This is a genomic window from Candidatus Binatia bacterium (assembly GCA_036563615.1).
GTDB lineage: Bacteria > Desulfobacterota > Binatia > UBA12015 > UBA12015 > DATCMB01.
The window spans coordinates 254217-279740 of sequence record DATCMB010000016.1; the positions used below are offsets into that span (position 1 = coordinate 254217).

26 protein-coding genes are annotated in these 25524 nt (G+C 70.9%); 6 read left to right on the forward strand and 20 right to left on the reverse strand.

Annotation, left to right across the window (positions count from 1 at the left end):
• Positions 1-114: 114 nt before the first annotated feature.
• Positions 115-441: a YciI family protein gene (locus VIS07_13845; GenBank protein ID HEY8516588.1), complete on the forward strand. Its 327-nt coding sequence runs from the start codon at positions 115-117 to the stop codon at positions 439-441.
• 88 nt (positions 442-529) lie between these two features.
• Here the strand turns inward: VIS07_13845 and glgA are convergent, their stop codons facing one another.
• From glgA to VIS07_13870, 5 genes are all read right to left on the reverse strand, one after another.
• A complete protein-coding gene (glgA, locus tag VIS07_13850; GenBank protein HEY8516589.1) occupies positions 530-3439 on the reverse strand; it encodes a glycogen synthase GlgA in 2910 nt (969 codons plus the stop codon).
• A 31-nt stretch (positions 3440-3470) separates the two neighbouring features.
• Positions 3471-4487 (reverse strand): NAD(P)-dependent oxidoreductase, encoded by a 1017-nt coding sequence (locus VIS07_13855; protein HEY8516590.1) that lies wholly within the window; start codon positions 4485-4487, stop codon positions 3471-3473.
• Entirely contained in the window at positions 4484-5155 is a 672-nt protein-coding gene (locus tag VIS07_13860) for a TetR/AcrR family transcriptional regulator (GenBank protein ID HEY8516591.1), read from the reverse strand. Before VIS07_13860 ends, VIS07_13855 begins: the two co-directional genes overlap by 4 nt.
• 29 nt (positions 5156-5184) lie before the next feature.
• On the reverse strand, positions 5185-5718 hold the full coding sequence (locus VIS07_13865) for a hypothetical protein (GenBank protein HEY8516592.1): 534 nt from the start codon (positions 5716-5718) through the stop codon (positions 5185-5187).
• Positions 5719-5839: 121 nt separating this feature from the next.
• The gene (locus tag VIS07_13870; protein HEY8516593.1) at positions 5840-6757 is read right to left on the reverse strand and encodes a lysophospholipid acyltransferase family protein; all 918 of its coding nucleotides are present in this window, start codon (positions 6755-6757) and stop codon (positions 5840-5842) included.
• Between the two features lie 274 nt (positions 6758-7031).
• On the opposite strand from VIS07_13870, the gene VIS07_13875 reads away from it, so the two are divergent.
• Positions 7032-7202, forward strand: a complete 171-nt coding sequence (locus VIS07_13875) for a hypothetical protein (protein HEY8516594.1) — start codon at positions 7032-7034, stop codon at positions 7200-7202.
• A 38-nt stretch (positions 7203-7240) separates the two neighbouring features.
• On the opposite strand, the gene VIS07_13880 is transcribed toward VIS07_13875, so the two are convergent.
• Genes VIS07_13880 through VIS07_13895 form a run of 4 tightly spaced genes read right to left on the reverse strand, consistent with a single transcriptional unit; the run spans position 7241 to position 10355 of the window.
• Positions 7241-7915, reverse strand: coding sequence for a PHP-associated domain-containing protein (locus tag VIS07_13880; protein HEY8516595.1), 675 nt, complete (start codon positions 7913-7915; stop codon positions 7241-7243).
• 46 nt (positions 7916-7961) lie between these two features.
• On the reverse strand, positions 7962-8387 hold the full coding sequence (locus VIS07_13885) for a Zn-ribbon domain-containing OB-fold protein (GenBank protein HEY8516596.1): 426 nt from the start codon (positions 8385-8387) through the stop codon (positions 7962-7964).
• Between the two features lie 10 nt (positions 8388-8397).
• Positions 8398-9549, reverse strand: coding sequence for an acetyl-CoA acetyltransferase (locus tag VIS07_13890; protein HEY8516597.1), 1152 nt, complete (start codon positions 9547-9549; stop codon positions 8398-8400).
• Positions 9546-10355, reverse strand: a complete 810-nt coding sequence (locus VIS07_13895; protein HEY8516598.1) for an alpha/beta hydrolase — start codon at positions 10353-10355, stop codon at positions 9546-9548. The genes VIS07_13890 and VIS07_13895 overlap by 4 nt, the downstream gene beginning before the upstream one ends.
• A 175-nt stretch (positions 10356-10530) precedes the next feature.
• Here VIS07_13895 and VIS07_13900 point away from each other — a divergent pair, with 175 nt between their 5' ends.
• Positions 10531-11703: a hypothetical protein gene (locus VIS07_13900; GenBank protein HEY8516599.1), complete on the forward strand. Its 1173-nt coding sequence runs from the start codon at positions 10531-10533 to the stop codon at positions 11701-11703.
• Positions 11704-11800: 97 nt separating this feature from the next.
• On the opposite strand, the gene VIS07_13905 is transcribed toward VIS07_13900, so the two are convergent.
• The 5 genes from VIS07_13905 to VIS07_13925 form a co-directional block, all read right to left on the reverse strand.
• Positions 11801-12745, reverse strand: coding sequence for a branched-chain amino acid transaminase (locus tag VIS07_13905; GenBank protein HEY8516600.1), 945 nt, complete (start codon positions 12743-12745; stop codon positions 11801-11803).
• 134 nt (positions 12746-12879) lie between these two features.
• Complete coding sequence (locus VIS07_13910; GenBank protein ID HEY8516601.1) at positions 12880-13311, reverse strand: Zn-ribbon domain-containing OB-fold protein; 432 nt, start codon at positions 13309-13311, stop codon at positions 12880-12882.
• Positions 13308-14501, reverse strand: coding sequence for a thiolase family protein (locus VIS07_13915; GenBank protein HEY8516602.1), 1194 nt, complete (start codon positions 14499-14501; stop codon positions 13308-13310). The genes VIS07_13910 and VIS07_13915 overlap by 4 nt, the downstream gene beginning before the upstream one ends.
• Positions 14502-14823: 322 nt before the next feature.
• Positions 14824-16110, reverse strand: a complete 1287-nt coding sequence (glyA, locus tag VIS07_13920; GenBank protein HEY8516603.1) for a serine hydroxymethyltransferase — start codon at positions 16108-16110, stop codon at positions 14824-14826.
• Between the two features lie 45 nt (positions 16111-16155).
• Positions 16156-16617: a dihydroneopterin aldolase gene (locus VIS07_13925; GenBank protein ID HEY8516604.1), complete on the reverse strand. Its 462-nt coding sequence runs from the start codon at positions 16615-16617 to the stop codon at positions 16156-16158.
• Between the two features lie 80 nt (positions 16618-16697).
• Here VIS07_13925 and VIS07_13930 point away from each other — a divergent pair, with 80 nt between their 5' ends.
• From VIS07_13930 to VIS07_13940, 3 genes are all read left to right on the forward strand, one after another.
• Positions 16698-17597 carry a LysR family transcriptional regulator gene (locus VIS07_13930; GenBank protein HEY8516605.1) on the forward strand — a complete coding sequence of 300 codons (900 nt, stop codon included), beginning with the start codon at positions 16698-16700 and terminating at the stop codon, positions 17595-17597.
• 137 nt (positions 17598-17734) lie between these two features.
• Positions 17735-19039, forward strand: a complete 1305-nt coding sequence (locus VIS07_13935) for a hypothetical protein (GenBank protein HEY8516606.1) — start codon at positions 17735-17737, stop codon at positions 19037-19039.
• 104 nt (positions 19040-19143) lie between these two features.
• The gene (locus VIS07_13940) at positions 19144-19497 is read left to right on the forward strand and encodes a DUF1428 domain-containing protein (GenBank protein HEY8516607.1); all 354 of its coding nucleotides are present in this window, start codon (positions 19144-19146) and stop codon (positions 19495-19497) included.
• A gap of 284 nt (positions 19498-19781) precedes the next feature.
• On the opposite strand, the gene VIS07_13945 is transcribed toward VIS07_13940, so the two are convergent.
• From VIS07_13945 to VIS07_13970, 6 genes are all read right to left on the reverse strand, one after another.
• Complete coding sequence (locus VIS07_13945) at positions 19782-21260, reverse strand: porin (protein ID HEY8516608.1); 1479 nt, start codon at positions 21258-21260, stop codon at positions 19782-19784.
• 119 nt (positions 21261-21379) lie between these two features.
• Positions 21380-21574, reverse strand: a complete 195-nt coding sequence (locus VIS07_13950) for a YezD family protein (protein HEY8516609.1) — start codon at positions 21572-21574, stop codon at positions 21380-21382.
• Between the two features lie 15 nt (positions 21575-21589).
• A complete protein-coding gene (locus VIS07_13955) occupies positions 21590-22651 on the reverse strand; it encodes a sulfate/molybdate ABC transporter ATP-binding protein (GenBank protein HEY8516610.1) in 1062 nt (353 codons plus the stop codon).
• A gap of 11 nt (positions 22652-22662) precedes the next feature.
• The gene (gene cysW, locus VIS07_13960) at positions 22663-23550 is read right to left on the reverse strand and encodes a sulfate ABC transporter permease subunit CysW (protein ID HEY8516611.1); all 888 of its coding nucleotides are present in this window, start codon (positions 23548-23550) and stop codon (positions 22663-22665) included.
• Entirely contained in the window at positions 23543-24367 is an 825-nt protein-coding gene (cysT, locus tag VIS07_13965; GenBank protein HEY8516612.1) for a sulfate ABC transporter permease subunit CysT, read from the reverse strand. The genes cysW and cysT overlap by 8 nt, the downstream gene beginning before the upstream one ends.
• 56 nt (positions 24368-24423) lie before the next feature.
• Positions 24424-25443: a sulfate ABC transporter substrate-binding protein gene (locus VIS07_13970; protein ID HEY8516613.1), complete on the reverse strand. Its 1020-nt coding sequence runs from the start codon at positions 25441-25443 to the stop codon at positions 24424-24426.
• Positions 25444-25524 lie beyond the last annotated feature (81 nt).

Consider the following 25524-nt stretch of genomic DNA (forward strand, 5'->3'; position numbering starts at 1 on the left):
GCGCGATGTCGATCTCGACCGACTCCCGACGACCATCCACGTCTGCTGCCGCAAGACGGCGAAAGGGAGGACGCGATGAGGTTCCTGCTGCTGGCGTAGGGCGACCGCGAGAAGGTGCAAGCTCTGTCCAAGGCCGAGTTCGAGGCCCTCGCGGCCGAGTGCCGCCGGCACGACGAGGAGCTGAACCGTACGGGCCGCGTGCGGGCGGTCGAGAGCCTCGAGTGGGACACCCGAACGCTCCGGCCGCGCGGCGGCAAGACGGTCGTCACCGACGGTCCGTTCGCCGAGGCCAAGGAGCAGGTCGGCTCGATCCTGGTGATCGAGGCCGAGGACGTGGACGACCCGGTGCGGATCGCGTCGCTGCACCCGGCGGCGCAGCTCGGCGAGGACCTGGGCTGGTGGATCGAGCTGCGGCCGATCGCCGCGGGGTGCCATCCGTAGCGGCGTCGCCGCGAAAGCGGCCGCGCGTGCGTGCCGTGCGCGTGCTGCGCGCGCTCGCGTCCGACACCCGCACGCTCGCCAGCGCGCGCTACTCGCCGACGAGCTGGCGCTGTGCCTCGTCGAGCAGCAGCACGGCCTCGCGCTCGCTCGGCGCCTCGGCGTGCAGATGCAGCAGCGGCTCGCTCCTCGACGGCCGCAGCAGCACCCAGCGCTCGCCGTCGAGCACGAGCTTCAGCCCGTCCAGCGTCACCACGCGGCGCACCGCGAACGGACCGAGGTCGTCCGGCGGATCGGCGAGACGCTGCGCGAGGCGCTCCCTCGCCTCCTCCGTCGAGCTCAGCTCGCGCCGCAGCAGGACGCGCGGACCGACCTCGCGCTCGAGCTGCGCCAGCATGTCGCGCAGCGACCTGCGCCGCAGCGCCAACATCTCGGTCACCAGCAGGCTGGCGAGGATGCCGTCCCGGTCCGGCACGTGGCCGACGATCGAGAGCCCGCCCGACGCGTCGCAGCCGAGCAGGACCTCGCCGCGCGCGAGCAGCTCGCCGACGTGCTCGAAGCCGACCGGCGTCTCGACCACCTCGAGGCCGCGCGCCGCGGCGACCGCGTCGATCAGGTGGCTCGTCGCGACGCTGCGCGCGACCTTGCGCGGCAGGTGCGGCCGCGTCTCGCAGAGGTAGTCGAGGAGCAGCGCGACGATCCGATCCTGCGGCACGAGCGCGCCGTCCGCATCGACGACGCCGAACCCTTCCGCGCCGGCGTCGATCGCGAGGCCGAGCGCGTGGCCACCCGCGACCGCGCGCGCGAGCGCCGCGAGCGTCGCCTCGCCGGGCTCGGGCCTGCCGCCGCCGAAGTACGGATCCGGGTCGCCGTGCAGCAGCGTGCCGAGCACACCCCACTCGCCGAGCAGCCGATCGAGGTAGCCGCGTCCCGTGCCCCACAGCAGGTCGACCGCGACGCGCAGCCCGCTCGCGCGGATGGTCGCGACGTCGATCTGCCGCGCCACGCCTTCGAGGTAGAGCGCGCTCACGTCCTGGTCGCGCCAGAGGCCGATCCGGCGCGCGGCCTGCTCGGGCAGCGCGTCGACCATGCGTCCGCGCGCGAGCCACGCGTTGGCGCGCGCTTCGAGGTCCGCGGCGATCTCGGGACGCGCCGGTCCGCCGCCCGCCGGCGAGAACCGGACGCCGTTCCACGCGCCCGGCTCGTTGCCCGCCGTCACGGTCAAGGCGCCCGCGAGATCGCGCCGCGCGATCGCGTACGACACCGCCGGCATCGGCAGCGGCGCGCGGCTCCACAGCACCGGGACGTCGTTCGCCGCGAGCACGCCGGCCGCCTGCGCGGCGAGCTCGCCGCCGAGAAAGCGCGTGTCGTGCGCGACCAGGATGCCGCGCTGCGCGAGCGCCGGCGTCGGCGACTCGAGCACGTGCTCGGCGATCGCCTGGCTCACGGCGCGCAGCACCGGCCCCGTGAAGCCGTCGGCGATCTGCGCGCGCCAGCCTGCGGTGCCGAAGCGGATGCGCGGCGCGCCGCCCGTTCCCTCGCGCCTGCGCGCGACGACGCGGCGGTAGAGGTGCGCGTAGCGCACTGCGGAGTGCTTCCAGGAGAAGTCCCTGGCCATGCCGCGCAGCATCAGCGCGCGCCACGTCTCGTGTGATTGACGATAGGTCCCGACCGCGCGCCACACCGCGTCCTCGAGCGCCTGGCTCGTGTGGTCCTCGAACCAGAAGCCGGTCGCGTGCTGCGGCGCCGCGGCCATGTCGAGCACCGTGTCGACGAGCCCGCCGGTCGCGCGCACGATCGGCACCGTGCCGTAGCGCAGACCCATCATCTGGTTGAGCCCGCAGGGCTCGTAGCGCGACGGCATCAGCAGCATGTCGGCGCCGGCGAGGATGCGGTGCGCGAGCGGCTCGTCGAAGGCCTCGCGGAAGGCGAGCTTGCCCGCGTAGCGGGAAGCGAGCTCGCGCAGCGACGCCGTGATGCGCGGGTCGCCGCGGCCGAGGATCACCACGCGGATCCCGCGCTCGAGCAGCGACGGCAGCGCCGGCAGCAGGATGTCGAAGCCCTTCTGCGCCGCGAGGCGCGAGATCATCGCGACGATCGGCTCGTCGAGCCCACCCTCGAGCTCGCACTCGAGGATCAGATCCGCCTTGCAGCGCCGCTTGCCCTGCAGGTCGTCGGCCGAGTAGCGCGCGACGAGGTGCGGATCGGTCGCGGGGTTCCACACCTCGTCGTCGATGCCGTTCAGGATGCCGGTCAGCTCGCCGACCCGCTCGAGCAGCACGCCCTCGAGCCCGGCGCCCTGCTCCGCGGTGCGGATCTCGCGCGCGTAGCGCGGGCTCACGGTGGCGACGTGGTCCGCGAAGCGGATGCCGCCCTTCAGGAAGTTGACGCGGCCGTGGAACTCGACGCCCTCGATGGCGAACAGCCGTCGCGGCAAGCCGGCGACGGCGAAGTCCGCGGCCGGGAAGACGCCCTGGTAGCCGGCGTTGTGCAGCGTCAAGACGACGGCGGCGTCCGCCAAGCGGCGCGCGGCGCGCGCCGCCGCGTCGCCGTCGGCGATGCCGGCGCGCAGGTAGACCGGCACCAGCGCCGTCTGCCAGTCGTGGCAGTGGATCACGTCCGGCGCGAGCCCGAGCGCGTCGATCGCGGCGAGCGCGGCGCGGCAGAAGTACGCGAAGCGGCGCGCGTTGTCGGCGTAGTCGCCGGTCGGCTCGCCGTAGAGATACGGCCGGTCGAAGTAGCGGTCGCCGGCGATCGCGAAGACGCGCACCCCGGGCGGCTCGTCGAGCGCGCGCAGCACCGCGGCCTGCTCGACGCCGTCGTGCATGCGCACGGCGAGCGGCCCGACGCCGGCGTCGGCGAAGCGCGCGCGCAGGCCGCGGTAGAGCGGCAGCAGCAGCGACACCTCGAGCCCCTCGCGCGCGAGCGCCGCGGGCAGCGCACCCATCACGTCGCCGAGGCCGCCCGTCTTGACGTACGGCACGGCCTCGGAGGCAAGCATGACGACCTTCACCGCTTGCCTCGAGCTCTTTCTAGCGGCGACGCGCGCTCGCCAGGACCTCGGGGTTCGCGATGTAGGGCGGCTCCTCGCCGCGCAGGTACGCCTCGATCGACTGGCACATCATCTCGCCCTGGTGGGCGATGACGTCGACCGTCGCGCCGCCGATGTGCGGCGTCGCGATCACGTTCGGCAGCTTGACGAAGCGGTTGTCGGGCTGCACGGGCTCGTTCCAGAAGACGTCGAGCGCCGCGGCGCGGATGCGCTTGCTGGCGAGCGCCTGGTAGAGCGGCTCCTCCTCGACGGCCGCGGCGCGCGCGGTGTTGACGAAGTAGACGCCCTCCTTGAGGAGCCCCAGCTCGCGCTCGCCGAGCATGCCCTTGGTCTGCGGGACGTCGGGCACGTGCAGCGACAGGAAGTCCGCGGCGCGCAGCACGTCGTCGAGCTCGCCGCGCGCCGCACCGATGCGCTCGAACGCCTCGTCCGGCACGAACGGATCGTAGGCGAGGACGCGGGCGCCGAACGCGAGCACGCGACGCGCGACCCGCTGTCCGATCGCGCCGAAGCCGATCAGGCCGACGGTGCGTCCGTAGAGCTCGACGCCCGTCATCGCCTCGTACATCTTCAGGAAGTCGCTCGCGTCGCCGAAGCGATTCTCTCCGTTCTTGACAAACGACACCGCGTCGTAGACGTGGCGCGCGAGCGTCAGCATGAAGCACAGCGTCAGGTCGGCGACCGCGTCGGCGTTGCGCGCCGGCGTGTGGAAGACCGGGATGCCCCTCTCGGTCGCGAGCGCGATGTCGACGTTGACCGGCTCGCCGCGGCAGGCGCCGATGATCTTCAGATCGACCGCGTCGAGCACGTCGCGGTGCACGAGATCGGCTTCGACGATGACGACGTCGCAGCCTTCCTCACGGATGCGCTTCGCGAACTGCGCGCCGTCGAAGAACAGGTTCTTGGTGACGCGCCAGTCCTCGACGTGGACCGGCATGAGCTTCTCGAGCCGCGCGAGGCTCGCCGCGTCGAACGACGCGGTGAGAAACGCCTTCACTCTCGGCCGCCCCCTTTGGCTCCCTCCTGCAGACCGTCGAGCCCGATGAGCGTCTCGACGAGGCGAACGATCTGCCCGCGCACGCGCGCGCGGACCTCCGGATCCTGGATGCTGCCGCCGAGCATCTCGCGGACGAACGGCGTGTCGAGCATCGACACGAAGAGCACCGACTGCACCGTCAGCATGAAGAACGAGAGGTCCTTCTCGGACAGGCGGTTGGCGGTGAACGACCGCACCCACTCGGCGAACTGCTTCCAGTTCGGCGCGAGCGTCGCGCGCATCTCCGAAGGCTCGACCAGATCCGACTCCATGAGGCGGCGCATGAGGAGTCGCGGAACGGTCGGATTCTCGACGTAGAAGTCGAAGGTCAGACCCATCGCGCGCTCGACCACCGCGCGCGCGTCCTCCGGCGACTCGGGAATCACGATCTCGTCGCGCAGCAGATCGACGAGCTGCTGGAGGATGCGCTCGAAGATCGCGAGGTAGAGCCGCTCCTTCGACTCCCAGTGGTAGTGCAGGCTCGAGATGTTGACCTCGGCGCGCGCCGCGATCTCGCGCGTCGACGCGCCCTCGAAGCCCTTGGCCGCGAAGACCTCCTGCGCCGCGGCGAGGATGCGCGCCTTGGTCGAGCCCGGCGCCTCGCGCACCTTGTCAAGAGCAGACTTCACGCCTGCAGGACCGCGAGCCGAGGGACTGGTCACCCGACCGACTCGAGCGCCCCGGCGGACGCCGCCGCGGCGTGGGCTCGTGCCTTGGGCGCGGCGACGTCGCCTTCGGCGCCGTTCGGGGCCGCCGCACCGCTGAGGCGTGCGATTTCCTGCTGCAGCAGCGCGCGCTCCTCCTGCCAGGCCCGCTCGCGCTCGGCGAGCAGCTCCTCCTTGGCGCGGAGCTCGGCCTCGAGGCGGGGCACGCGCTCGACGATGTGCTTGACCTGACCGACCTCCTGCACGAGCAGCGTGAGCTGCGCTTCGAGCGACTCGTTCTCGCGACGCAGCGCGGCGGTCGCCCGCGCGACGGCGCGATTGCGACGCGCCTCGGCGTCGGCCAGCTTCTCTTCGGCGGCGGCGAGCGCCTTCTTCAGCGCCCGCACCTCCGCGCGCAGGGCGGCCGGATCGGCGTCCTTGGCCGGCGTCGCGGCGACCGTCTCGGCCGCCGGGCGCGGCGCCTGCGCCTTGCCGTCGCGCGCCTGCGCGGCGCGCTTCTTCCGGCGACGGCTGCGGGATCCGGCCATGGTTCGGGTGTCATATCGCTCCGGGGCCAAGCGCCGCAAGGCGCACGTCGTCCCCAGACGCGGCTGCCGGGCACGACGCGCGAGCGCGCCTCGCCAGGCGAGAACGACGCGCCGTTCCGGCTCAGTCGAGCCGCCAGCGGCGGTGCATCCACAGCCACTGCTCGGGGTAGCGGCGCACGATCTCCTCGAAGTCTCGGTTGAGGCGCGTCATCACCTCGAGCAGCGCCGCATGGCCCCGCTCCGGCGGGTCGAGCGGCGGGCGGATCAGGATGTCGTGCCGGATGCTCGTGCCGCGCCGCACCAGCACCGCGACCGCGATCGGCGAGCGCGTGAGCTGCGCGAGCCGCGCGGGACCCGGCGTCGTGGCCGCCGGACGCCCGAAGAACGGGATCGGGACCCCCTCGGCGCCGGGCTGATGCTGGTCGATCGGGATCGCGATCATCGCGTCGTTGCGCAGCAGCCGGATGATCTCGCGCGCCGCGGCGTGCTTGTAGATGACGTCCGTGCCGGCGCGGGAGCGGAGCTGGTTCAGCAGGTCGTCGAGCCGCGGGTTGCGCAGCGGCCGGTGCACGATGTGGATCGGGTGGCCCATCAGGCCCTGCGCCTGCGCGAAGAGCTCCCAGTTGCCGAAGTGTCCGGTCGCGACGATCGCCCGCCCGGCGTTGACGCGCTCGTGCCAGATGCGCTCGGACTCGGCGTCGGCGAAGCCGACGCGCTCGTGGATGTTGCCCGGACGGAGGTCGTCGAACCACGCGACCTCGGCGGCGAGCCGGCCGAGGTTCGCGAACGACGCGCGCAGAGTCTCGCGACACCAGGCCTCGTCGCGCTCCGGGAAGGCGCGCCGCAGGTTGTCGAGACCGATCTCGCGCCAGCGCCGCGTGATCAGCATGCCGCCGCCGACGAGACGCGCCATCGCGTCGCTCGCGCGCTCGAGCGGCAGGCGACGCAGGCTTCCGAGCAGCAGGCGCACGCCCTGGTACTCCATCCAGGCGCGCACCGGCGAGATCGGCTTCTTGTGACGCCGCGGCGCCGCGCTCACGACATCTGCTCCTTCGCCATCTCGCCGTCCGCGATCCAGCGCGCGAGGGACTGTCCGATCTCGTCCTCGTCGTGGACGTACATCATGAGGGTGCTCCCCGTGAACCCCGGGATGGTCTCGCGGCGGCCGCCCGGGTGCGCAAGGCTGCCGCGTCCGCCGGGGCCGTGACCACCGCAGCAACCGAGCTCGTCGCGCGCTGGCGGCCGCTCGAATTGCCGACGGTTAAGCGTCCGGTTATGCCTAGCTCGTGTTGGATCGGAGCTCGCGGCGCCGGGTGCCGTACGTTCGCCTGGTCGTCGTGCTGCTGCTCACGGCGAGCTTCGGACTCGCCGGCTGCCCCGTGAGCTCGGTCGCCGGCAAGGGGAACGGCGCGACGCGCGAGACGCGCGACCTCGACCCCGGACCGCCGTCGGTGTTCAACCCGACGCTGCTCGACCGCGGCTGATCTGATCGCGGCGGAACGGTCGGCGCGCGCGGCGCCGCTCAGCTCGCCGCCCCTGCGGCGTCGCCGGTCGCGGCGCGGCGCTGACGGAAGTCGACGGCGCGGTAGCGGCCGCGCTTCAGCGCCTCGACCAGGTCCTGCTCGTCGGCGATGTCGTCTTCGAACTCGGTCGCGCAGATGCCGATGAAGCTCACCAGGTGCGAGTCGCTGCCGCCGAAGCCGTGGTAGCCGTACTGCGCCATCAGGTCCTTGACGCGCTCGTTCTCGGCGGCCTTGCTGCCGCCGTTCAGCGCCTCGACCGCGACCACGCCCTCGAGCGGCGGCTTGGTCTCGTAGTGCGCGCACAGCCCGACGTTCGCGCGTCCGGGGTGGCACGGCACCGCGATGCCGCCCATGCGCGCGACCTCGGTGATCACCTCCTGCGCCGGCAGGCGGACGTTCGAGAAGTCGAAGCGGCGCAGGATGTCGGCATTGACGCCGTAGATCAGGATGTGCCCGTACTCGGTCTCGACCTCGGCGCCGCGCAGGATGCGAAACCCGTACTTGTCCTCGAGGTGGCGGTAGTCGGCGTGCGGGTCGAACTTGCGGTGCTCGGTGAGCACGAAGCCATCGAGCGGACGCTCGGCGCGCTTGCGCATGAGGATCTTGAGGTAGGCCTCGACGGGCGCGCGGCTGTCGTCGCTGGCCTCCGAGTGGAGATGCAGATCTAGGATCACGTGACTTCCCCGGCTGGGCGCCGCTTCCGCGGTCACCCGCCTCTTGCTACTCGCTCGCGACCGGCTTGAAGCGCGGGATCGCGATCTCGTCGTTCACGTCCTCGAACGTCACCTCGACCGGCATGCCGATCCGCACCTCGTCCGGCGGGCAGCCGACGATGTTGGTGAGCATCTGGATGCCTTCGTCGAGTGTCACGTACGCGAGCACGTAAGGCAACTCGTCGCGGAAGCCGGGCGCCTGGTTCTGATAGGTGACGGTGAAGGTGTAGACCGTGCCGCGGCCGCTCATGCGCTCCCAGCTCGCGTCGCTCGACAGACACTGCGGACACACGGCGCGCGGGTGGTAGCGCAGCGTGTTGCACGACGTGCAGCGCTGTAGCACGAGCTCGTGACGCCGGCACGCCTCCCAGAAGCCCTTCGACTCCTCGTCGATGCGCGGGATCGGCTTCTTGTACGTCTTCTCCTTCTCCACGAGCTCGCCCCTACCCTGCGCCCAGGATCAGCGTCGCACCGCTGTGCTTGATGCCGAGCCAGCCGCCGGTGCCGTGGCAGAGCGCGATCTTTGCGTCCTCGACCTGACGCGCGCCCGCCTCGCCGCGCAGCTGACGCACCGCCTCGATCACCAGGAAGATGCCGCGCATGCCGGGATGGTTCGACGACAGCCCGCCGCCGTCGAGGTTCACCGGCAGCTCGCCACCGAGCCCGATGCGGCCGTTCTGCACGAACGCGCCGCCCTCGCCCGGCTTGCAGAAGCCGAGCGCCTCGAGCGTCGAGAGCACGGTGATCGTGAACGAGTCGTAGATCATGCACAGGTCGACGTCGGCATGCGTGACGCCGGCGCGCTCGAACGCCTTGGCGCCCGACTGGCGCGCCGCGATGTCGAGGATGTCGCGCTGGCCGATGCCGTTGTGCCGGTTCGCCACGCCCGCGCCGAGGACGAAAACCGGCTTCCTGCGCAGGTCGCGCGCGCGCTCGGCGGAGGTGACGACCAGCGCGCCGCCGCCGTCCGAGATCACGCAGCAGTCGAGCAGGTGCAGCGGCGAGGAGATCATGCGCGACGCGAGCACGTCCTCGACGGTGATCGGATCGCGGTACTTGGCGTGCGGGTTGAGCGACGCGTGGCGGCGCATCGTGACCGCGATCTCGGCGAGCTGCTCGCTCGTCGTGCCGTACTCGTACATGTGTCGCTGCGCGACCATCGCGTACGCGCCGACGATCGTCGGACCGTAGGGGATGTCGAAGTTGTCGGGCGGATCGGTCGAGAAGCCGCCGCCGGTGCCGATCGCGAAGCGCTCCGACGCCGCCGTGCTGCCGTAGGTGATGAGCACCGTGTGACACAGCCCGGCGCGGATCGCAGCGCCCGCGTACGCGACCTGCGCGACGAACGACGAGCCGCCGATCGCGGTCGAGTCGATCCAGTCGGGCTTCAGGTTCAGGTGGTGGCACATCGACAGCGCGCCGATCGGTCCGACGCCCGACGTCGCGTAGCCGTCGACGTCCTGGATGGTGAGCCCGGCGTCCTCGAGCGCGCCGCGCGCGCACTCCGCAGCGATCTGGAACGCGGTCTTGTCCGGCGCCCAGCGACGCGGGTGCTCGTACGCGCCGACGATCGCGATCTCGTTGCGCAGGCTCATGCCGCGAGCTCCGCGACGAAGCGCTCGATGTGAGCGTTCACCTCGTCGGCCTTCTCGAGGTGCGCGACGTGTCCCGCGCCCGGCACCGTGACGAGCCGCGCCCGCGGCAGCGCGCGCGCGAGCTCGTCTGCGCCGTCGCGCGCGCACAGCTTGTCCGCCTCCCCGACCAGCACGAGCACCGGGCACGTCACGCGCGCGAGCCGCTCGGGAATCGTCGACGCGCGGTACGCCAGCATGTCGGAGAGGCGCACCCTCGGATCGGTCTTCACCATCTCGCTCCACCACTCGCGCATCACCGCCATGTCGGGCGCGTCGCCGAAGTACGGCGTGTCGAACTGCTGCCCGAGGCGGCCGCGCACGACGTCGCGCAGCTTCGCGATCGCGTCGTCCGGGATGGCCGCGCGCGCCGCGGTGCCGATCGTCACCACGCCGCGCACGCGCCCGGGCTCCGCGATCGCGACGGCGAGCGCGACGTGGCCGCCGAAGCCGTGCCCGATCAGCACTGCGGGCGGCGCACTGAGTCCGGCGAGCAGCGTGCGCACGTGCTCCGCGGCCTCGTCGACCGACTGCGGACCGTCGAGGCCGCTCGAGCGCCCGTGCGCCGGCAAGTCGAGCGCGACGGGGCTGTGCGCCGCGCCGAAGTGCGCGAGCTGGCGCGACCACAGCGGCGCGCTGCCGCCCTCGCCGTGGACGAAGACCAGGCACGTGCCACGCGAGAGCGCGGGCGGCTCGTCGGGCAGCGTCGTCGCTCCCGAATGTGCGTAGTTCAGCGCGAGATCGCCTGTTCGCAGGTACTTCGTCGGCATGACGTCTCCGAGCGGGCGCGTCCTGCTTACGAGCCGGCGCCGTGCCGGTCAACCGCGCGGTCGCCTGCGCTCGACCGCGCGGTCGCTCGTTCGGTCGCAGGTCGCGCGCACGTGCACCAAACGTTTTGCATTGACTTCGACGGTGGCACGTGGTTCTCCGCAACGAGGCAGCTTCATGGCCAGCCGACATCGGAAGCCCACCGAAGGCGACCTGCTCGGCGTCGTCGATGCGATCTACGCGGCCAGCGTGGATCCCGAGGCGTGGACGACGGTTCTGCGTCGCATCGTCGACGTGACGGGCGGCGAGGTCGCCGGCATCGTCGAGCACTCCCTGCGTGACGGTCGCGCCACCGTGCACACGATGTACGGCACGGACGAGCAGCAGACGCGCGCCTACGAGCGCGACTGGGCGCCGCGCAACATCTACCTGCACGCGAGCGGCGTTCCGGTGCGTCAAGGAGCGGTCCGCTTGAGTCACGAGCTGGTGCCGCTGCGTGAGGCGCTGCGCACGGAGTACGTCAACGACTTCCTGCTGCGCGAGGGCGTGCTGCACATCATGGGCAGCGTGCTGCGGGCGAGCCCGAGCAGCGCCGTCATCCTGCACATCCTGCGCGCGCGCCACCGCGAGTGCTTCGACACCGGCGACGTGGCGGTCATGGAGCGGCTGCTGCCGCACATCCGGCGCGCGGAAGAGGTGCGACGCCGGCTCGCCGACGTCGATCTGCGCCACCGCGCCGCGGTCGAGGGTCTCGACCGCTTGACGATCGGCGTCGTCTTCCTCGACGAGCGCGGCATGATCTCGTTCTCCAACCGCGCCGCGGATCGCATGCTCAGCGCCGGCGACGGTCTCTCGGTGCGCGCCGGCAAGCTGCGCGCCGTCGACGCGCGCGAGCACGGAGCGCTCGAGCGCGCGGTGAGCGGCGCGTGCGGACGCGAGGGCGAGCTCGGGCCGAGCGGCGACACGCTGCTGATCTCGCGTGCCGCTTCGGGTCGCCAGCCGCTGGTCGTCATGGTGGCGGCGCTGACGCGCGAGGTACCGGGGCCGTGGGCCACCGGACCGGCCGCGATCGTGTTCATCACCGACCCGCACGCGACCGCGCCCGACGCGCAGATGATCCTGCGCCGTCTCTATGGCTTGACGCCCGCGGAGGCGAACTTCGCGCGCCACCTGGTCGAGGGCGGCCCGCTCGAGGACCTCGCCGACCGGCTCGGCGTGACGCTCAACACCGCGCGCACGCACGTCAAGCGCCTGCTGATGAAGACCAGCACGCGCAGCCAGCGCGAGCTCATGCAGGTGCTGATGGCGGCGACGCTCGCCTCGCGCCTCGGCGAGTCGGGCGGCGCTTGACGCTGGCTCGACGCCGGCTCGATGCCGCGCGAGCGGAAGTCCGCTCGGGACGCGACAGCCGCGACGGCTCGACGCCGACGCTGCGAGTACACGTCCGCTAGGACGCGACGGCGCTGCGCCGGCTCGCGTCGCGCCACACCGGCGTCAGCCAGCTCGCGTACTTCGGATCGCCGCCGCGCGCGACCGAGCGGAAGCGCTCGGCGACCGCGCGCGTCACCGGGCCGATCGAGCCGTTGCCGATCACGCGACGGTCGATGCTCGCGACCGGCGTCACCTCCGCGGCGGTGCCGGAGAGGAAGACCTCGTCGGCGACGTAGAGCTCGGTGCGCGAGATCTTGCGCTCGACGACCGGCAAGCCGAGCGGCGGCGCGGCCGCGAGCTCGAGGATGCTGCGCCGCGTGATCCCCTCGAGGTTGTCCGACGTCGACGGCGGCGACACGAGCTCGCCGCGGCGCACGATCAGCAGGTGCGCGGCGCTCGCCTCGCTGACCTCACCGGTCTCGGTGAGCACGATCGCGTCGTCGTAGCCGTTGCGCTTCGCCTCGGCGCGCGCGAGCGCCGAGTTCAGGTACGCGCCCGTCGGCTTGGCGCGCGCCGGGATCGCGTTGTCCGACACGCGTCGCCACGACGACACGCAGAGGTGAATCGACTCGCTCGTGAAGTAGCGCCCGAGCGGCAGGCAGTAGACGCTGAGCGAGATCGGCACGTCGGTGAGCGTCGGCGAGAGATCGTCGGAGTCGACGTAGATCAGCGGGCGGATGTAGTAGTCGGTGCGCGCGTCGTTGCGGCGCAGCAGCTCGAGGATGATCTCGCCGATCTCCTCCGCCGTCGCCGGCGCTTCGAGCCCGAGGATGCGCGCCGACTCGAGCAGCCGCGCCACGTGATCCTCGAGCCGGAACACGTAGAGCTCGCGCTTCTCCTCGCTCCAGTAAGCACGGATGCCGCCGAAGCAGCCGAGCCCGTAGTTCAGCGCCTTCGCCCGTACGGTGACGGTCGCCGCCTCGTCGTCGACGAACTGGTTGCGATGGTAGGTGATGCCCACGTGTCCTCCGACTCGCCCGCCGCGAGTGGCGGGCAAGGTGCAATTCCGCACAACCGCGGCGAGCAGGCAACCGTGCGCGTACGAGCGTGGGAACTTCGTGGGGAGGCTGCGCGTGCTTCGGCGCTTGCTGCGCGTCAGCGCGGGCGGAAGTGCAGCAGCGTGACCTGGTCGTCGACGCGCTCGAACACCGGCTCGACCGCCATGCCGATCTCGACCTTCTCCGGGTCGCAGTCGACGAGCCGCGTCGGCAGGCGCACGCCGGCGTCGAGCTCGACCACCGCATAGACGTACGGCGCGTGCGCGAAGAACCACGGCGTGGTCGGCTTGCGCACGACGGTGAAGGTGTAGACGCGCCCCGTGCCCGCGACCTCCTCCCACGCGACGTCGCGCGACAGGCACGACGGGCAGAAGGCGCGCGGGTAGAAGATCAGCTTCGCGCACGCCTTGCAGCGCGGCAGCTCGATGCGACCCGCGGCGAGCGCGCGCCAGTACGGCGCCGCGTCGCCCTCGACGGCCGGCAGCGGCCGCGGGAACGACATCTTGGCGAGGTCGGCGGCGTCGCTCATGGCTCCCTCCCGAGGACCAGCGAGCACTCCTCGGTGAACGTGCCGCCGTTGCCGTGCACGAAGGCGACGTCGTTGCGCTTGACTTGACGCGCGCCGGCGCGCCCCATGACTTGACGCGCGCCCTCGACGACCAGCGTCATGCCGCCGCCGAGCCCCGGCTGGCCGAAGGACAGCATGCCGCCGTGCGTGTTGAGCGGGAAGTCGCCGGCGAACGTCAAGTCGTGCGATTCGACGAACGGACCGCCCTCGCCCTTCGCGCAGAAGCCCGCGTCCTCGAGCTCGATCAGCACCGCGCTCGTGTAGCAGTCGTAGATCTCGGCGAGCGTCACGTCCTGCGGCCCGAGCCCCGCCATCTCGAACGCGCGTCGCGCGGACTCGACGGTCGGCGTGACCAGGAAGTCCTCGCGCTGGAACGGATCGGGCTCGAGCGCCTCGCCGAAGCCGAGCACGTACGCGGGAGCATGCGGCAGGTCGCGCGCGCGCTCGGCGCTCGTGACGATCACCGCCTCGGCGCCGGTGCACGGCATCACCACCTCGAAGAGGTGCAGCGGGTCGCACACCATCGGCGAGGCGAGCACGTCGTCGATCGTCGCCGGCTTGCCGTGGAAGAGCGCGAGCGGGTTCTGCTGCGCGCTCGTGCGCTGGTCGGCGGCGATCTTCGCGAGCTGACGCGAGGTCGTGCCGTAGCGGTGCATGTGCAGCTTCGCCGCCATCGCGTAGTCCGCGTTCGCGCCCGCGGCGCCGTAGGGCAGCGTGAAGTCGCGCATCTGCGTCGCGAGCGGCGGCGGCTTCAAGTACATGCCCTTGGGATCCCACGTGTCGCCGTTGACGCAGAGCACGACGCGCGCGCGTCCGGTCGCGACCGCGGTCGCGGCGCGCGCGATCATGGCGCACGAGGTGGCGCCGCCGAGGTCGACGAAGTCGAGGTAGCGCGGCGAGAGCCCGAGGTGCTCGGCGACGATCGAGGGCCAGAGCATCGAGTACTGCATCATCGCGGGGCAGACGACGAGGCCGTCGACGTCGGCGCGCCCGAGGCCGGCGTCCTCGATCGCCGCGATGGAGGCCTCCGCGATCAGGCCGAGCGGCGTGCGGCCCTCGGGCGTCTTCGTGGGCTCGAGCTCCGCGAGCCCGACGATCGCGGCCTTGCCGCGCAGCGCGCGCGCGGCGGCGACGGACGTGCTGGTCGTCATGCGCGAGGCGTTATACGAGCGCGCGCGGTGGGAAGCCAAGCGCGGACGCGTCGGTTGTCTTGACCGGCGCGACGGTTGGGATCGCGCGCCCGCGCCCACGTCGTCGGCGCCCTGACGTCACCGTGCGGTGGCGTCACGCTCGTGCGCGGGTTTGGTGCAGGTGGGCGCGCCGCGATGTGGCCGGGTCCGGGGCCGCTCTCCCGAGCCGTCCTCGGCGGACGCGAGAGCCGCCGCGGTCCGCGCCGTGCGAGGCGCGGCACCGGACCCGGGCCCACCGCACCGCGCCCACCGGCACGAACCCAGCCCGGCGCGTGCACGGATCCTACGCCGCCCGCGCCGTCGGCGCGGCGGGCAGCCCCGGCACCGGGAAGCGCGCGCACAGCGTCTCGACCTCGGCGCGGATCTCCGCGAGGCGCCGCTCGTCGGCGCGCGACGTCAGTGCCTCCACGATCCAAGCGGCGAGGCGGCGCATCTCCTCCTCGCGCATGCCGCGCGTCGTCGCCGCGGGCGTGCCCAGCCGGATGCCGCTCGGACGCAGCGGCGGGTTCGGGTCGTCCGGGATCACCTGCTTGTTGGTCGTGATCGACACCGCGTCGAGCACACGCTCGGCCTCGCGCCCATCGATGCCGAAGCTCTGCACCGTGTCGAGCACCATCATGTGATTGTCGGTGCCGCCGGTCACCAGCACGCCGCCGCGCGCCACGAGCTCCGCGGCGAGCAGCCGCGCGTTCTTCAGCACCTGCTCCGCGTACGCGCGGAACGCCGGCTCCTGCGCCTTCTTCAGCGCGACCGCGATGCCGGCGATCGTGTGCATGTGCGGCCCGCCCTGCAGACCAGGGAAGACCGACTTGTCGATGCGCTGCGCGTGCTCCTTGCGGCACAGGATCATGCCGCCGCGCGGGCCGCGCAGGCTCTTGTGCGTCGTCGTGGTCACGACGTCGAAGCCGGCGTCGAACGGGTTGCGCATCACGCCCGCCGCGATCAGCCCGCCGACGTGCGACACGTCCGCCATCGTGATCGCCCCGACCTCGTCGGCGACGCGCTTGAACTCCGCGTAGTCGTAGTCGCGCGGATACGACGTGTAGCCGCAGAGCACGAGCTTCGGCCTCGTCTCGCGCGCCATGCGGCGCAGCTCGTCGAAATCGATGCGTCCCGCGTCGTCCGGGTGCGTGCGGTAGCGCACGAAGCGGAAGATCCGCCCCATGTGCGAGACCGGCGCGCCGTGCGTCAGGTGGCCGCCGTGCGACAGGTCCATCGCCAGCACCGTGTCGCCGGGCTCGAGGAACGCGAGGTAGACCGCCTGGTTCATCGGCGATCCGGAGAGGGGCTGGACGTTCGCGTGCTCGGCGCGGAACAGCGCGCACGCCCGCTCGCGCGCGAGACGCTCGACCGCGTCGGTGTACTCCTGCCCGCCGTAGTAGCGGTGGCCGGGATAGCCCTCCGCGTACTTGTTGCAGAGCACCGTGCCGAGCGCGCCCAGCACCTCGGGGTAGGTGTAGTTCTCAGACGGGATCAGCTCGACGCCGCGCTGCTGCCGCGCCTCCTCGCCGGCGATCGCGCGAAAGACGTCGGGATCGTTGCGCTCGAGCAGCTCGCGGTAGGCGTCCACGGCTTCTCCTTCGTCTCGTCGCCTCGGACCGGCAGCCTGCGCTGCTCAGTCGTCGGCGATCGTGAAGCGCACGCCGCGCTCGAGCTCCGGTACCGGCGGGGCGAGCTTGGTCACCGTCAGCGCGAGGCGCGCGCCGCGCGGCAGGCGCTTGCGCACGAGGCCGTAGAGCTCGAGCGCGAGGCGCTCGATCAGGCGGAACTCGCGGCCGCGCACGTGCTCGCGGGCGAGCGTCGCGAGCTCGGCGTAGCAGACGGTGTCCTCGAGCAGGTCCGTCCAGCACGCGGGCGGCAGCTCGGCGAAGCGGATTCCGATCTTGACCTCGACGTCCTGCGGCACGGCGCGCTCGGCGGGCTGGCAGCCGAGGCGCACGCGCAGGCGGATCGCCTCGACGTCGAGCCGGATCTCGCGCGGCGCGCTTGCGACCTCGGCGCGCAGCGCGCCGCCTGCGCCCTCGACCTGCTGCGTGCCGTTGGTGCCGCCGATCGTGCTCGTCCCTTCGCCCTGCATCGCGCTCCTCCTCCGGAGCAGCCAGGACTAGCGGGCTCGCGATTGATCAGCAACGTTAACTTTCCTATCCACTTCGTCCAGTGAAACTGAACGATCTCGACCTGAACAAGCTGCAGGTCTTCCTCACCGTCGCCGAGCGGCGCGGGATCAGCGCCGCCGCGGAGGAGCTCGGGCGCACGCGCTCGGCGGTGAGCCAGAGCCTGTCGGCGCTCGAGCGCTCGCTCGGAGTCAAGCTCTTCGACCGCGTCGGCAAGCGGCTCGTGCCGACGCGTCCGGGACGCCTGCTGCACGAGCGTCTGCGCGACCACCACGCGGCGCTGCAGCGCGCCGTCGACGAGGTGGTCGGCGAGGGCGGCGAGATCCGCGGCCTCGTCCGCGTCGGGCTCTTCCTCGGCTTCCCGCGCGTGCGCCTGGCGTCGTTCCTGTCGCGCTTCGCCGAGCGTCATCCGCGGGTGTCGCTGCGGCTGCTGTTCGCGCCGCAGGACGACCTGACGGCGCGGCTGCTCGCGAACCGGCTCGACTACGCCTTCTCCTTCCAGCCGCTCGGCGGCGGCGCGCGCGACCTCGAGGCGACGCGGCTCTTCGCGCAGAAGCTCGTCCTGGTTTCGGGGAGGAAGTTCTTCCGCGGCGGCTTCGACGCGCGCGAGCTGCGCACGACGCCGGTCGTCGACTACTACCAGAGCGATCCGCTGATCGAGCGCTGGCTCGCGCACCACCTGGGCGACGCGCGGCCGCCGGTCGAGGTCAAGGTGTGGGCCGCGACCACCGACATGGTGCTCGAGCTGGTGCTGAACGGCGTCGGCGTGGGCGTGGTGCCGGACTCGCTCGCCGCGCCGTACGTCGCGCGCCGCCGGCTGCGCGTGCTCGGCACGCGCCGCGGCGAGCTCACCGACTTCATCTGGCTCAACGAGCCGCGCGGCGCCTACCGCGACGCGACGCTCGAGGCCTTCCGCGCGGCGGCGCTCGACGAATTCCGCTGACCGCCGCGCAGCGCCGCGCGACCGGCACGAGAGCTCACGCAGGCACGAGCCCCGGGCGCGCTCGCACGAGCCGCGCCGCTCGGGCACGCGCCCGGCGCGCGCTAACGTCGGCGCGCGCTCCCTCCGAAGGAACGTTCATGCCCACGGATCGCAACGGCTACGAGATCTCGGCCGCCTCGAGCGCGCTCGTCGAGGACCTCGACCGCTTCGCCGACGACTTCCTCGCCGCCCGCGACGGCGCGGGCCGCGTCTTCGCGCTCGCCGAGCAGAACCCGGACTGCGCGCTCGCCCAGGCGTACGCCGCGGCGCTGCACTTCTACGCGCAGTCGAGCGCCGCGATCGAGCGCGACGCCCTGCCGCTGCTCGCGCGCGCCGACGCGCTGCGCGACCATCTGACGCCGCGCGAGACGCTGCTGCTCGACGCGCTCTCGGCGTGGGCGCGCAACGATCTGCAGACCGCGATCGCGCTGCACGAGCGCATCGCCCTCGACTGGCCGCGCGACCTCGTCGCGGCGAAGCTCGCGGAGTTCCTGTTCATCCAGGCGCCGGACTACCGGCGGCACCTGCGCTTCATGGAGCGTCTCGCGAGCGTCAACGACGGCTCGCCGCACTTCCTCGCCATGCACGCGTTCGCGCTCGAGATGTGCCGCGAGTTCGAGCGCGCCGAGCGAGCCGCGCGGCGCGCGATCGAGCTCGAGCCGAGCACGGCGTGGGCGCACCACGCGCTCGCGCACCAGATGCTGAACGAGCGCCGCATCGACGAGGGCCTCGCGCTGCTGACGGAGCTCTCGCCGACGTGGGTCGAGCACTCGGGCGCGACCCGCTGCCACAACTGGTGGCACGTCGCGCTGCTGCACCTCGCGCTCGGCGACGCGCAACGCGCGCTCGAGCTGCTGCACGAGCGCGTCGTCGGAGCGGACGGCGCCTCGGCGGTCGAGCTGACCGACGCGATCTCGCTGCTGTGGCGCATCGAGCTCACCGGGGAGCGGCTCGACGACGAGTGGAGCGCGCTCGCGCCGCACGTCGTCGAGCGCGCGTACGAGCAGTGCTTTCCGTTCCTCAACGCGCACTGGGCCTACGCGCTGACGCGCGCCGGCATGGACGACGTCGTCGACGACGCGCTGGATGCGCTGCGCGCCTACGCGCTCCGGCAGACGGGTGCCGCGGCGCGCGTCTTCCGCGACGTCGGCGTGCCGCTGGTCACCGCGTGCGCCGCGTTCGCCGCCGGGGAGGCGGCGCGCTGCGTGGCGCTGCTCGAGCCGGTGCTGCCCGAGGTCGCGTGCGTCGGCGGCAGCGACGCGCAGAACGATCTCTTCCGCCAGACCTACCTGGTCGCGCTGCTCGAGTGCGGCCGTCACGGCGAGGCCCGGCGCTGGCTCGACGCCCGCATCGGGCAGGCGCGCCCGACCGCGATCGAGCAGGGCTGGCTCGCGCGCGCGTAGGCATCTCGTCCCGCTCTTTTTCTCCCGCCGACGTCGATCTGCGCCCGGCGCGATCGACAAGCTCACGAGAGAGCCAACCCGTGATGGGGGAAAGGAGCAGCGAGATGGCCTACGTCGATGGATTCGTCGCCGCGGTTCCGACGGCAAACCGCGAGAAGTACCGCGAGCACGCCGCGAAGGCGGCCCTGGTGTTCAAGGAGCACGGCGCGCTGAAGGTCGTCGAGTGCTGGGGCGACGACGTGCCGGAGGGCAAGCTCACGTCCTTCCCGATGGCGGTGAAGTGCCAGCCGGACGAGACCGTCGTGTTCTCCTGGATCGTCTGGCCGTCGCGCGCCGTGCGCGACGCAGGGATGAAGAAGGTCATGGACGACCCGCGCCTCGCGCCCGACGTCAACCCGATGCCGTACGACGGCCGGCGGCTGATCTACGGCGGCTTCGAGACCATCGTCGACGTGTGAGCCCGGAGCGTGGGCCGAACTCGATCGAGCCGCACGTCGTGAACCCCGCGGCGACCGACGTCTTTCCCGCGAGCGCGGCCTGGGCGCGGCTCCGGTTCCGGGCGCGGTCGTCGCAGCGCGCGACGGGCCTGCGACGCCTCAGCTGCGCTCGGCGACGGCGAGCAGCGCGAGCGCGACGAGCGCGAAGATCGTCACGAACGGGGACGTCAGATCGAGCATGAAATTTCTATCGGCAGGCCGCGCGCGAAGCTTAGCCTCGCGCGCGGCCGCCGTGGCTGGACCCGTCAGAAGGCGACTTGGAAGCGCGCCAGCAGCACGTCCTCGCGGCTGCGAACGGCGTTGTCGATCTTGATCGGGCGGTTGAATTCGGTGCGCTCGTAGTTGAGCTGCACCTTGAAGTGGGGGTTCCAGTACCAGTTGACACCAGCGGTGTACGCGACCGCGCTGCCGACCGAGGTCTCGGGGTTCACGAAGCCGGCCTCGAACGCCTCGTCGCCGAGATCGACCCACGAGCCGCGGGCCGCGATCTCGAACGCACCCCAGTCACCGTTGACCGGGTCGAAGGGGTTGGCCGGGATGACGCCCTTGAAGGACGCGTTCTCGCCGGTCAGCACGTACGACGCCTGCAGGAAGCCGCCCTGGTTGGTGAAGCGGGCCTTCGCCGTGCTGCCGTCCTCCCGCGGACCCTTCGCGGCCTGGTCGGACCAGTAGTACTCGCCCATCATCCCGAACGGTCCCCAGTAGTAGTAGAACTGCGGGGCAAGCCGGCTGTGGATGCCGTCGCCCGTGACGCCCGAGGCGATGCGGTAGATCGTCGCACGGCCCGCGGTCTGGATGCGCGTGCCGTCGATCGGATCGTCGTCGTTGTTGCCGTACGTGCCGGCGAAGCCGAAGCCGAAGCTCTTCAGCGCGTCCGACTCGGTCGTCGCGAACGGATGGATGAAGAAGCGGCCCGCGAAGTCCTTGTCGGAGTTGAAGTCGCCGTCGACCGAGCCGCCGTCGACCGAGCCATTGAAGAGGCCGAGCTCGTAGTAGAACACTCCGTTCGAGAACGGATCGCCGTGCAGCATGAAGCCGACGTCACGGTTCGGCGGGATGTTCTGCGCGAGCGAGCGCTCGACGAACAGCAGGTTCGAGCCCGACTGCAAGCGCTCGAGGCTGAACGGCACCTTGTACTTACCAGCGCGGAAGCGTGCGTACGGGAAGTACTTGACGTCGACGTAGGCGTCCTGCAGCGACGGCGAGATGCTCGTGCTGCCCGAGCCACCGAAGTCCGGCATGATCTTGTAGTCGAAGTACTTGAAGACCGTGCCCTCGATGGTCGGACGCACGCGGCGCAGGAAGAAGGCGCTCGTTCCGTCGTCACCCGAGGTGTTCGGGAACCAGCGCGCATCCGCCTGGACTAGACCGCGAAACTTGATCTTGTAGTTGCCGTCCTGCGACTCGATGAAGAAGCCGTCCTTGTATCCGGTGAGCGGCTTCGTCTTCTTGATCTCGTCCTGCGCGATCGCCTTGACGCGCTCCTCGTCGATGGGCTGCGCGCCGGCGGCCGGCGCTGGGGCCGCGGCCGGGACGGCGGCCGGCGCCGCGCCCTCGCCCTGCAGCCGCTCGAGCCGCTCGAGCTTACGCTCGAGGTCTCGGATGCGCTGCTCGAGGTCGGCGCGCGACTGCGCGGCCGCCGTCAATGGCACTGTGAGCTGAAACAAGAGGAGGGCGGCCAGGGTGAGGCCGGCCGCCGTTTTCTTTCCGATCGACCGGTGCATCGAATGCTCCTTTCGGGTCGAGCATCGCGTTGCCTCCGGTCGTTCCGGTCAGCCCGCGGCGAAGATGGTGGAATCGCCTCCCTTTGCTCGGGTCGGCTTCGTGATGTTTGACGTGCGCGCTACGACGATCGCTCGCGGTGCGACAGCCGCACCTTCTCGGTCCTCTCGACGAGGACCACCACGCCGTCCTGCACGAGCGCCGTCACGGCGCCGTAGCGAAGCCCCTGCAGGGCGGCCCTGATGCGCTGCAAAGCGTCGTCGGTCGCCTGCTCGATGCGCGCCTTGTCCGGCGCAGCCTGAACCGTCGTCCCCATGATGAGCTCCCTTCCTCAAATGGCGTAGTCTTGAACGAACACGCGCACGCGGCGCGGCGAGACATAGACGTGATCACCAACGCTGAGGCGCAGCTCCGCGAAGCGCTCCCAGCCGACGTCGACGTTGAGCGCGAGACCGAAGTCCTGCGCGATCACCCGCACCTTGACGACGCCGCGCGCAGGATTGACCTGCACGACCTCGCCCTTGATCGTCGAGCTGCGACCGTTCCAGGTGCGCGAGATCTCGAGCTCGTGCGAGCGGACGAACGCCGTCGCCGACGCTCCGTCCTCGGCCGTCGAGTCGGGCGAGCCGACCTCGAAGTCGCCGACCTTGATCCGCCCGCCCTCGATGCGGCCGTGGAAGACGTTCACGTCGCCGAGGAAGTCCATGACGAACGGGTTCGCCGGGTGCTCGAAGATCTCGCCCGGCGTGCCGACCTGCTCGATCTTGCCGTGGTTCATGATCACGACCTGGTCGGCGACCTCGAACGCCTCTTCCTGGTCGTGCGTGACGAACAGGCTCGTCACGTGGATCTCCTCGTGCAGCCGACGCAGCCACTGACGCAGCTCGGTGCGGACCTTCGCGTCGAGCGCACCGAACGGCTCGTCGAGCAAAAGAACTTTGGGGGACGGCGCCAGCGCTCGCGCCAGCGCCACACGCTGGCGCTGCCCCCCCGAGAGCTGGGAAGGGAGGGATCTTCCCAGGCCCTCGAGCTGCACGAGCCGGATGAGCTCGTTCACCCGCTGCTCGATCTTCTTCTTCGGCCAGCGCCGCACGCGCAGACCGAACGCGATGTTCTCGAACACGTTCATGTGCCGGAACAGCGCGTAGTGCTGGAAGACGAAGCCGACGTTGCGCTCGCGCACGTGCGACGCGGTGACGTCGTCGTCCTCGTAGTGCACGGTTCCCGAATCGGGCACCTCGAGCCCCGCGATGATGCGCAGGAGCGTCGACTTGCCCGAGCCCGACGGCCCGAGGATGGCGACCAGGGAGCCGCCCGGCACCTCGACGGTCACGTTGTCGAGCGCGACGAAGTCACCGAAGCGCTTGGTGATGTTCTTGGCCGTGATGCTCATGACGGACCTCCTCAGGCCTCGCCGCCCGCAGTGCGCAGGCGCGTCGCTTCCTCGATCTCGCGACGGGTACGCCACTCGAGCGTCACCTTGATGACCAGCGTGACCAGCGCGAGCAGCGTCAGCACGGACGCGACCGCAAACGCGCCCGGCAGGTTGTACTCCTGGAACAGCTTCTCGACCCGCAGCGGCATCGTGTCGGTCTGACCCGTGATGCGGCCCGACACCACCGCCACCGCGCCGAATTCACCCATCGCGCGTGCGTTGCACAGGATGAGGCCGTAGAGAATTCCCCACTTGACGTTGGGCAGCGTGACCCTCCAGAAGAGGTGCCGCGCCTTCGCCCCGAGGCTCACCGCCGCGATCTCCTCGTCCGCCCCGGTCGCCTCCATGAGCGGGATGAGCTCGCGCGCGATGATCGGGAAGGTGACGAAGGTCGTCGCGATCACCAGGCCGGGATAGGCGAAGATGATCTTGATTCCCTCCTCGCGCAGCCACGGCCCGAGGAAGCCCTGCAGACCGAAGAGCAGCACGAAGAGGAGACCTGCGACGACCGGCGACACCGCGAACGGCAGGTCGATCAGCGCGGTCAGCAACGAGCGCCCCGGAAACTTGAAGCGCGCGATGGCCCACGCCGCCGCGAGCCCGAAGATCAGGTTGAGCACCACGGCGACCGGCGCGACCTTCAAGGTCAGCGTGATCGCGGAGATCGTGTCCTCGTCCTCGAACAGGTTCGCCCAGTAGACGTCGAAGCCCTGCGCGAACGCCTCGTAGAAGACGTTGATCAACGGCACGAGGACGAGGACCGTCATGATCAGGAACGCGACCCCGATCATCGTCCAGCGGACGATCGCGGGATCCTCGGCGCCGCGTCGAGACTTTCCTCCGATTGGCTCAGACATACCGCCTCCGGCTCCAGCGCTCGAGCAGGTTGATCGCGAAGAGCGCGCTGAACGACATCGCCAGGAGCACGACGGCCACGGCGGCGGCGTCGCCGTACTTGAACGCTTCGAGATTCGAGACGACGACCACCGGCGCGATCTCCGTCTGGTACGGCATGTTGCCGGAGACGAAGATCACCGAACCGTACTCCCCGATCGCCCGGGCGAACGCGAGCGCGAAGCCCGTGATCAGCGCCGGCAGGATGGTCGGGAAGATCACCCGCAGAAAGGTCTGGAGACGGTTCGCGCCGAGGCAGGCCGCGGCTTCCTCGACGTCGGCGTCGAGGTCCTGGATCACCGGCTGGACCGTTCGGACGACGAACGGGAAGCTGACGAACGTCAAGACCAGGACGACCGCCGTCCGCGAGTACGCGCCGTGGAAGCCGAGCGGCACGAGAAACCGCCCGAACCACCCGTTCGGCACGTACAGGCTCGAGTACACGAGCCCTGCGACCGCGGTCGGCAGCGCGAACGGCAGGTCGACCAGCGCGTCGAACAGCTTCTTGCCGGGGAACTCGTAGCGGACGAGCACCCACGCGATCAGCAGCCCGATCACCAGATTGATCAGGCCGGCCGCGAAGGACGCGCCCATCGTGAGCTTGTACGCCGCGACCGCGCGCTCGTTCCACACGGCCTCGACGAACTGGTCCCACGAGAGCTCCGCCGACTTGATGACGATCCCGACGATCGGGATCAGGACCAGCAGGTTGATGTAGAGCAGGGTGTAGCCCAGCGAGAGACCGAAGCCGGGCAGGATCCTGCGATTGATGTCGAGCATGGGTTGCTCCCTTCCGCTCGAGAGTGGCGGTAGAGGCGGGCCTTACGCGCTTGCGCTCACTTCGGCTTGTAGATCTGATCGAAGATCTTGCCGTCGGCGAAGAACTTCTCCTTCGCATCCGACCAGCTCTCGGCGATCGCCGTGATCGGGAAGAGCTCGATCGGCGGCAGCGTGGACTTGAACTGCGCGAGGATCGCCGGGTCGGTCGGACGGTAGAAGTGCTTGCCGATGATCTCCTGCGCCTGGGGCGTGTAGAGGAACTCGAGGTACGCCTTGGCGACCTCCTCGGTGCCCTTGCGCTTGACGTTGGCGTCGACCCACGCGAGCGGCGGATCGGCGAGGATGCTGATCGGCGGATAGACGATCTCGACCTCGCCGCCGGCCTCCTTCACCTCGAGGTGCGCCTCGTTCTCCCAGGTGAGGTGGACGTCACCGATCTTCTTCTGCACGAAGGTCGTCGTCGAGCCGCGCGCGCCCGCGTCGAGCACCGGCACGTGCTTGTAGAGCTCGGTGACGAACTTCGCCGCCTCCTCTTCCGTGCCGCCACGCTGGGTGACCGAGCCCCACGCGGCCCACAGCGAGAGCTGGCCGTTGCCGGAGGTCTTCGGGTTCGGCGTGATCACCTGAACGCCTTCCTTGATCAGATCCGGCCAGTCCTTGATCCCCTTCGGGTTCCCCTTGCGGACGACGAAGACGATCGTGCTGTTGTAGGCGCTGGCGTTGTTCGGCAGGCGCGTCCTCCAGTCGGGCGCGATCAGCCCGGCCTTGGCGATCGCATCCACGTCGGACGCGATCGCGAGGGTCACGACGTCGGCGTCGAGGCCGTCGATGACCGCGCGGGCCTGCGAGCCCGAGCCGCCGTGCGACATCTTGATCGACAGATCGGTGCCGGTCTTCTCCTTGTAGTGCGGAATGAACGCGGCGTTGATCTCGCGCCACAGCTCACGCGTCGGGTCGTACGACACGTTGAGCAGGTCCTTGGTCTCGGCGGCCGCCGCGTAGGCAAAGCCGAAGGCGCCGACCACGGCGACGATGAACTTGAAAACGTTGAGCCTGAATTCCTTCTTCCTGCGCATGATCCTCTCCCGTTGCGGCGGACGCACGTCGAGCGTCGCCGCTGATTTTTGAGCTTGTTGTGAACGAGGAACGGGGTGCCG

Coding starts and splice junctions, on each gene's coding strand:
- glgA (HEY8516589.1), bottom strand. CDS start 3,439: ATGCTTGCCTCCGAGGCCGTGCCGTACGTCAAGACGGGCGGCCTCGGC.
- VIS07_13865 (HEY8516592.1), bottom strand. CDS start 5,718: ATGGCCGGATCCCGCAGCCGTCGCCGGAAGAAGCGCGCCGCGCAGGCG.
- VIS07_13890 (HEY8516597.1), bottom strand. CDS start 9,549: ATGAGCCTGCGCAACGAGATCGCGATCGTCGGCGCGTACGAGCACCCG.
- VIS07_13895 (HEY8516598.1), bottom strand. CDS start 10,355: ATGCCGACGAAGTACCTGCGAACAGGCGATCTCGCGCTGAACTACGCA.
- VIS07_13900 (HEY8516599.1), top strand. CDS start 10,531: ATGGCCAGCCGACATCGGAAGCCCACCGAAGGCGACCTGCTCGGCGTC.
- VIS07_13910 (HEY8516601.1), bottom strand. CDS start 13,311: ATGAGCGACGCCGCCGACCTCGCCAAGATGTCGTTCCCGCGGCCGCTG.
- VIS07_13915 (HEY8516602.1), bottom strand. CDS start 14,501: ATGACGACCAGCACGTCCGTCGCCGCCGCGCGCGCGCTGCGCGGCAAG.
- VIS07_13925 (HEY8516604.1), bottom strand. CDS start 16,617: ATGCAGGGCGAAGGGACGAGCACGATCGGCGGCACCAACGGCACGCAG.
- VIS07_13935 (HEY8516606.1), top strand. CDS start 17,735: ATGCCCACGGATCGCAACGGCTACGAGATCTCGGCCGCCTCGAGCGCG.
- VIS07_13940 (HEY8516607.1), top strand. CDS start 19,144: ATGGCCTACGTCGATGGATTCGTCGCCGCGGTTCCGACGGCAAACCGC.
- VIS07_13945 (HEY8516608.1), bottom strand. CDS start 21,260: ATGCACCGGTCGATCGGAAAGAAAACGGCGGCCGGCCTCACCCTGGCC.
- VIS07_13950 (HEY8516609.1), bottom strand. CDS start 21,574: ATGGGGACGACGGTTCAGGCTGCGCCGGACAAGGCGCGCATCGAGCAG.
- VIS07_13955 (HEY8516610.1), bottom strand. CDS start 22,651: ATGAGCATCACGGCCAAGAACATCACCAAGCGCTTCGGTGACTTCGTC.
- cysW (HEY8516611.1), bottom strand. CDS start 23,550: ATGTCTGAGCCAATCGGAGGAAAGTCTCGACGCGGCGCCGAGGATCCC.
- cysT (HEY8516612.1), bottom strand. CDS start 24,367: ATGCTCGACATCAATCGCAGGATCCTGCCCGGCTTCGGTCTCTCGCTG.
- VIS07_13970 (HEY8516613.1), bottom strand. CDS start 25,443: ATGCGCAGGAAGAAGGAATTCAGGCTCAACGTTTTCAAGTTCATCGTC.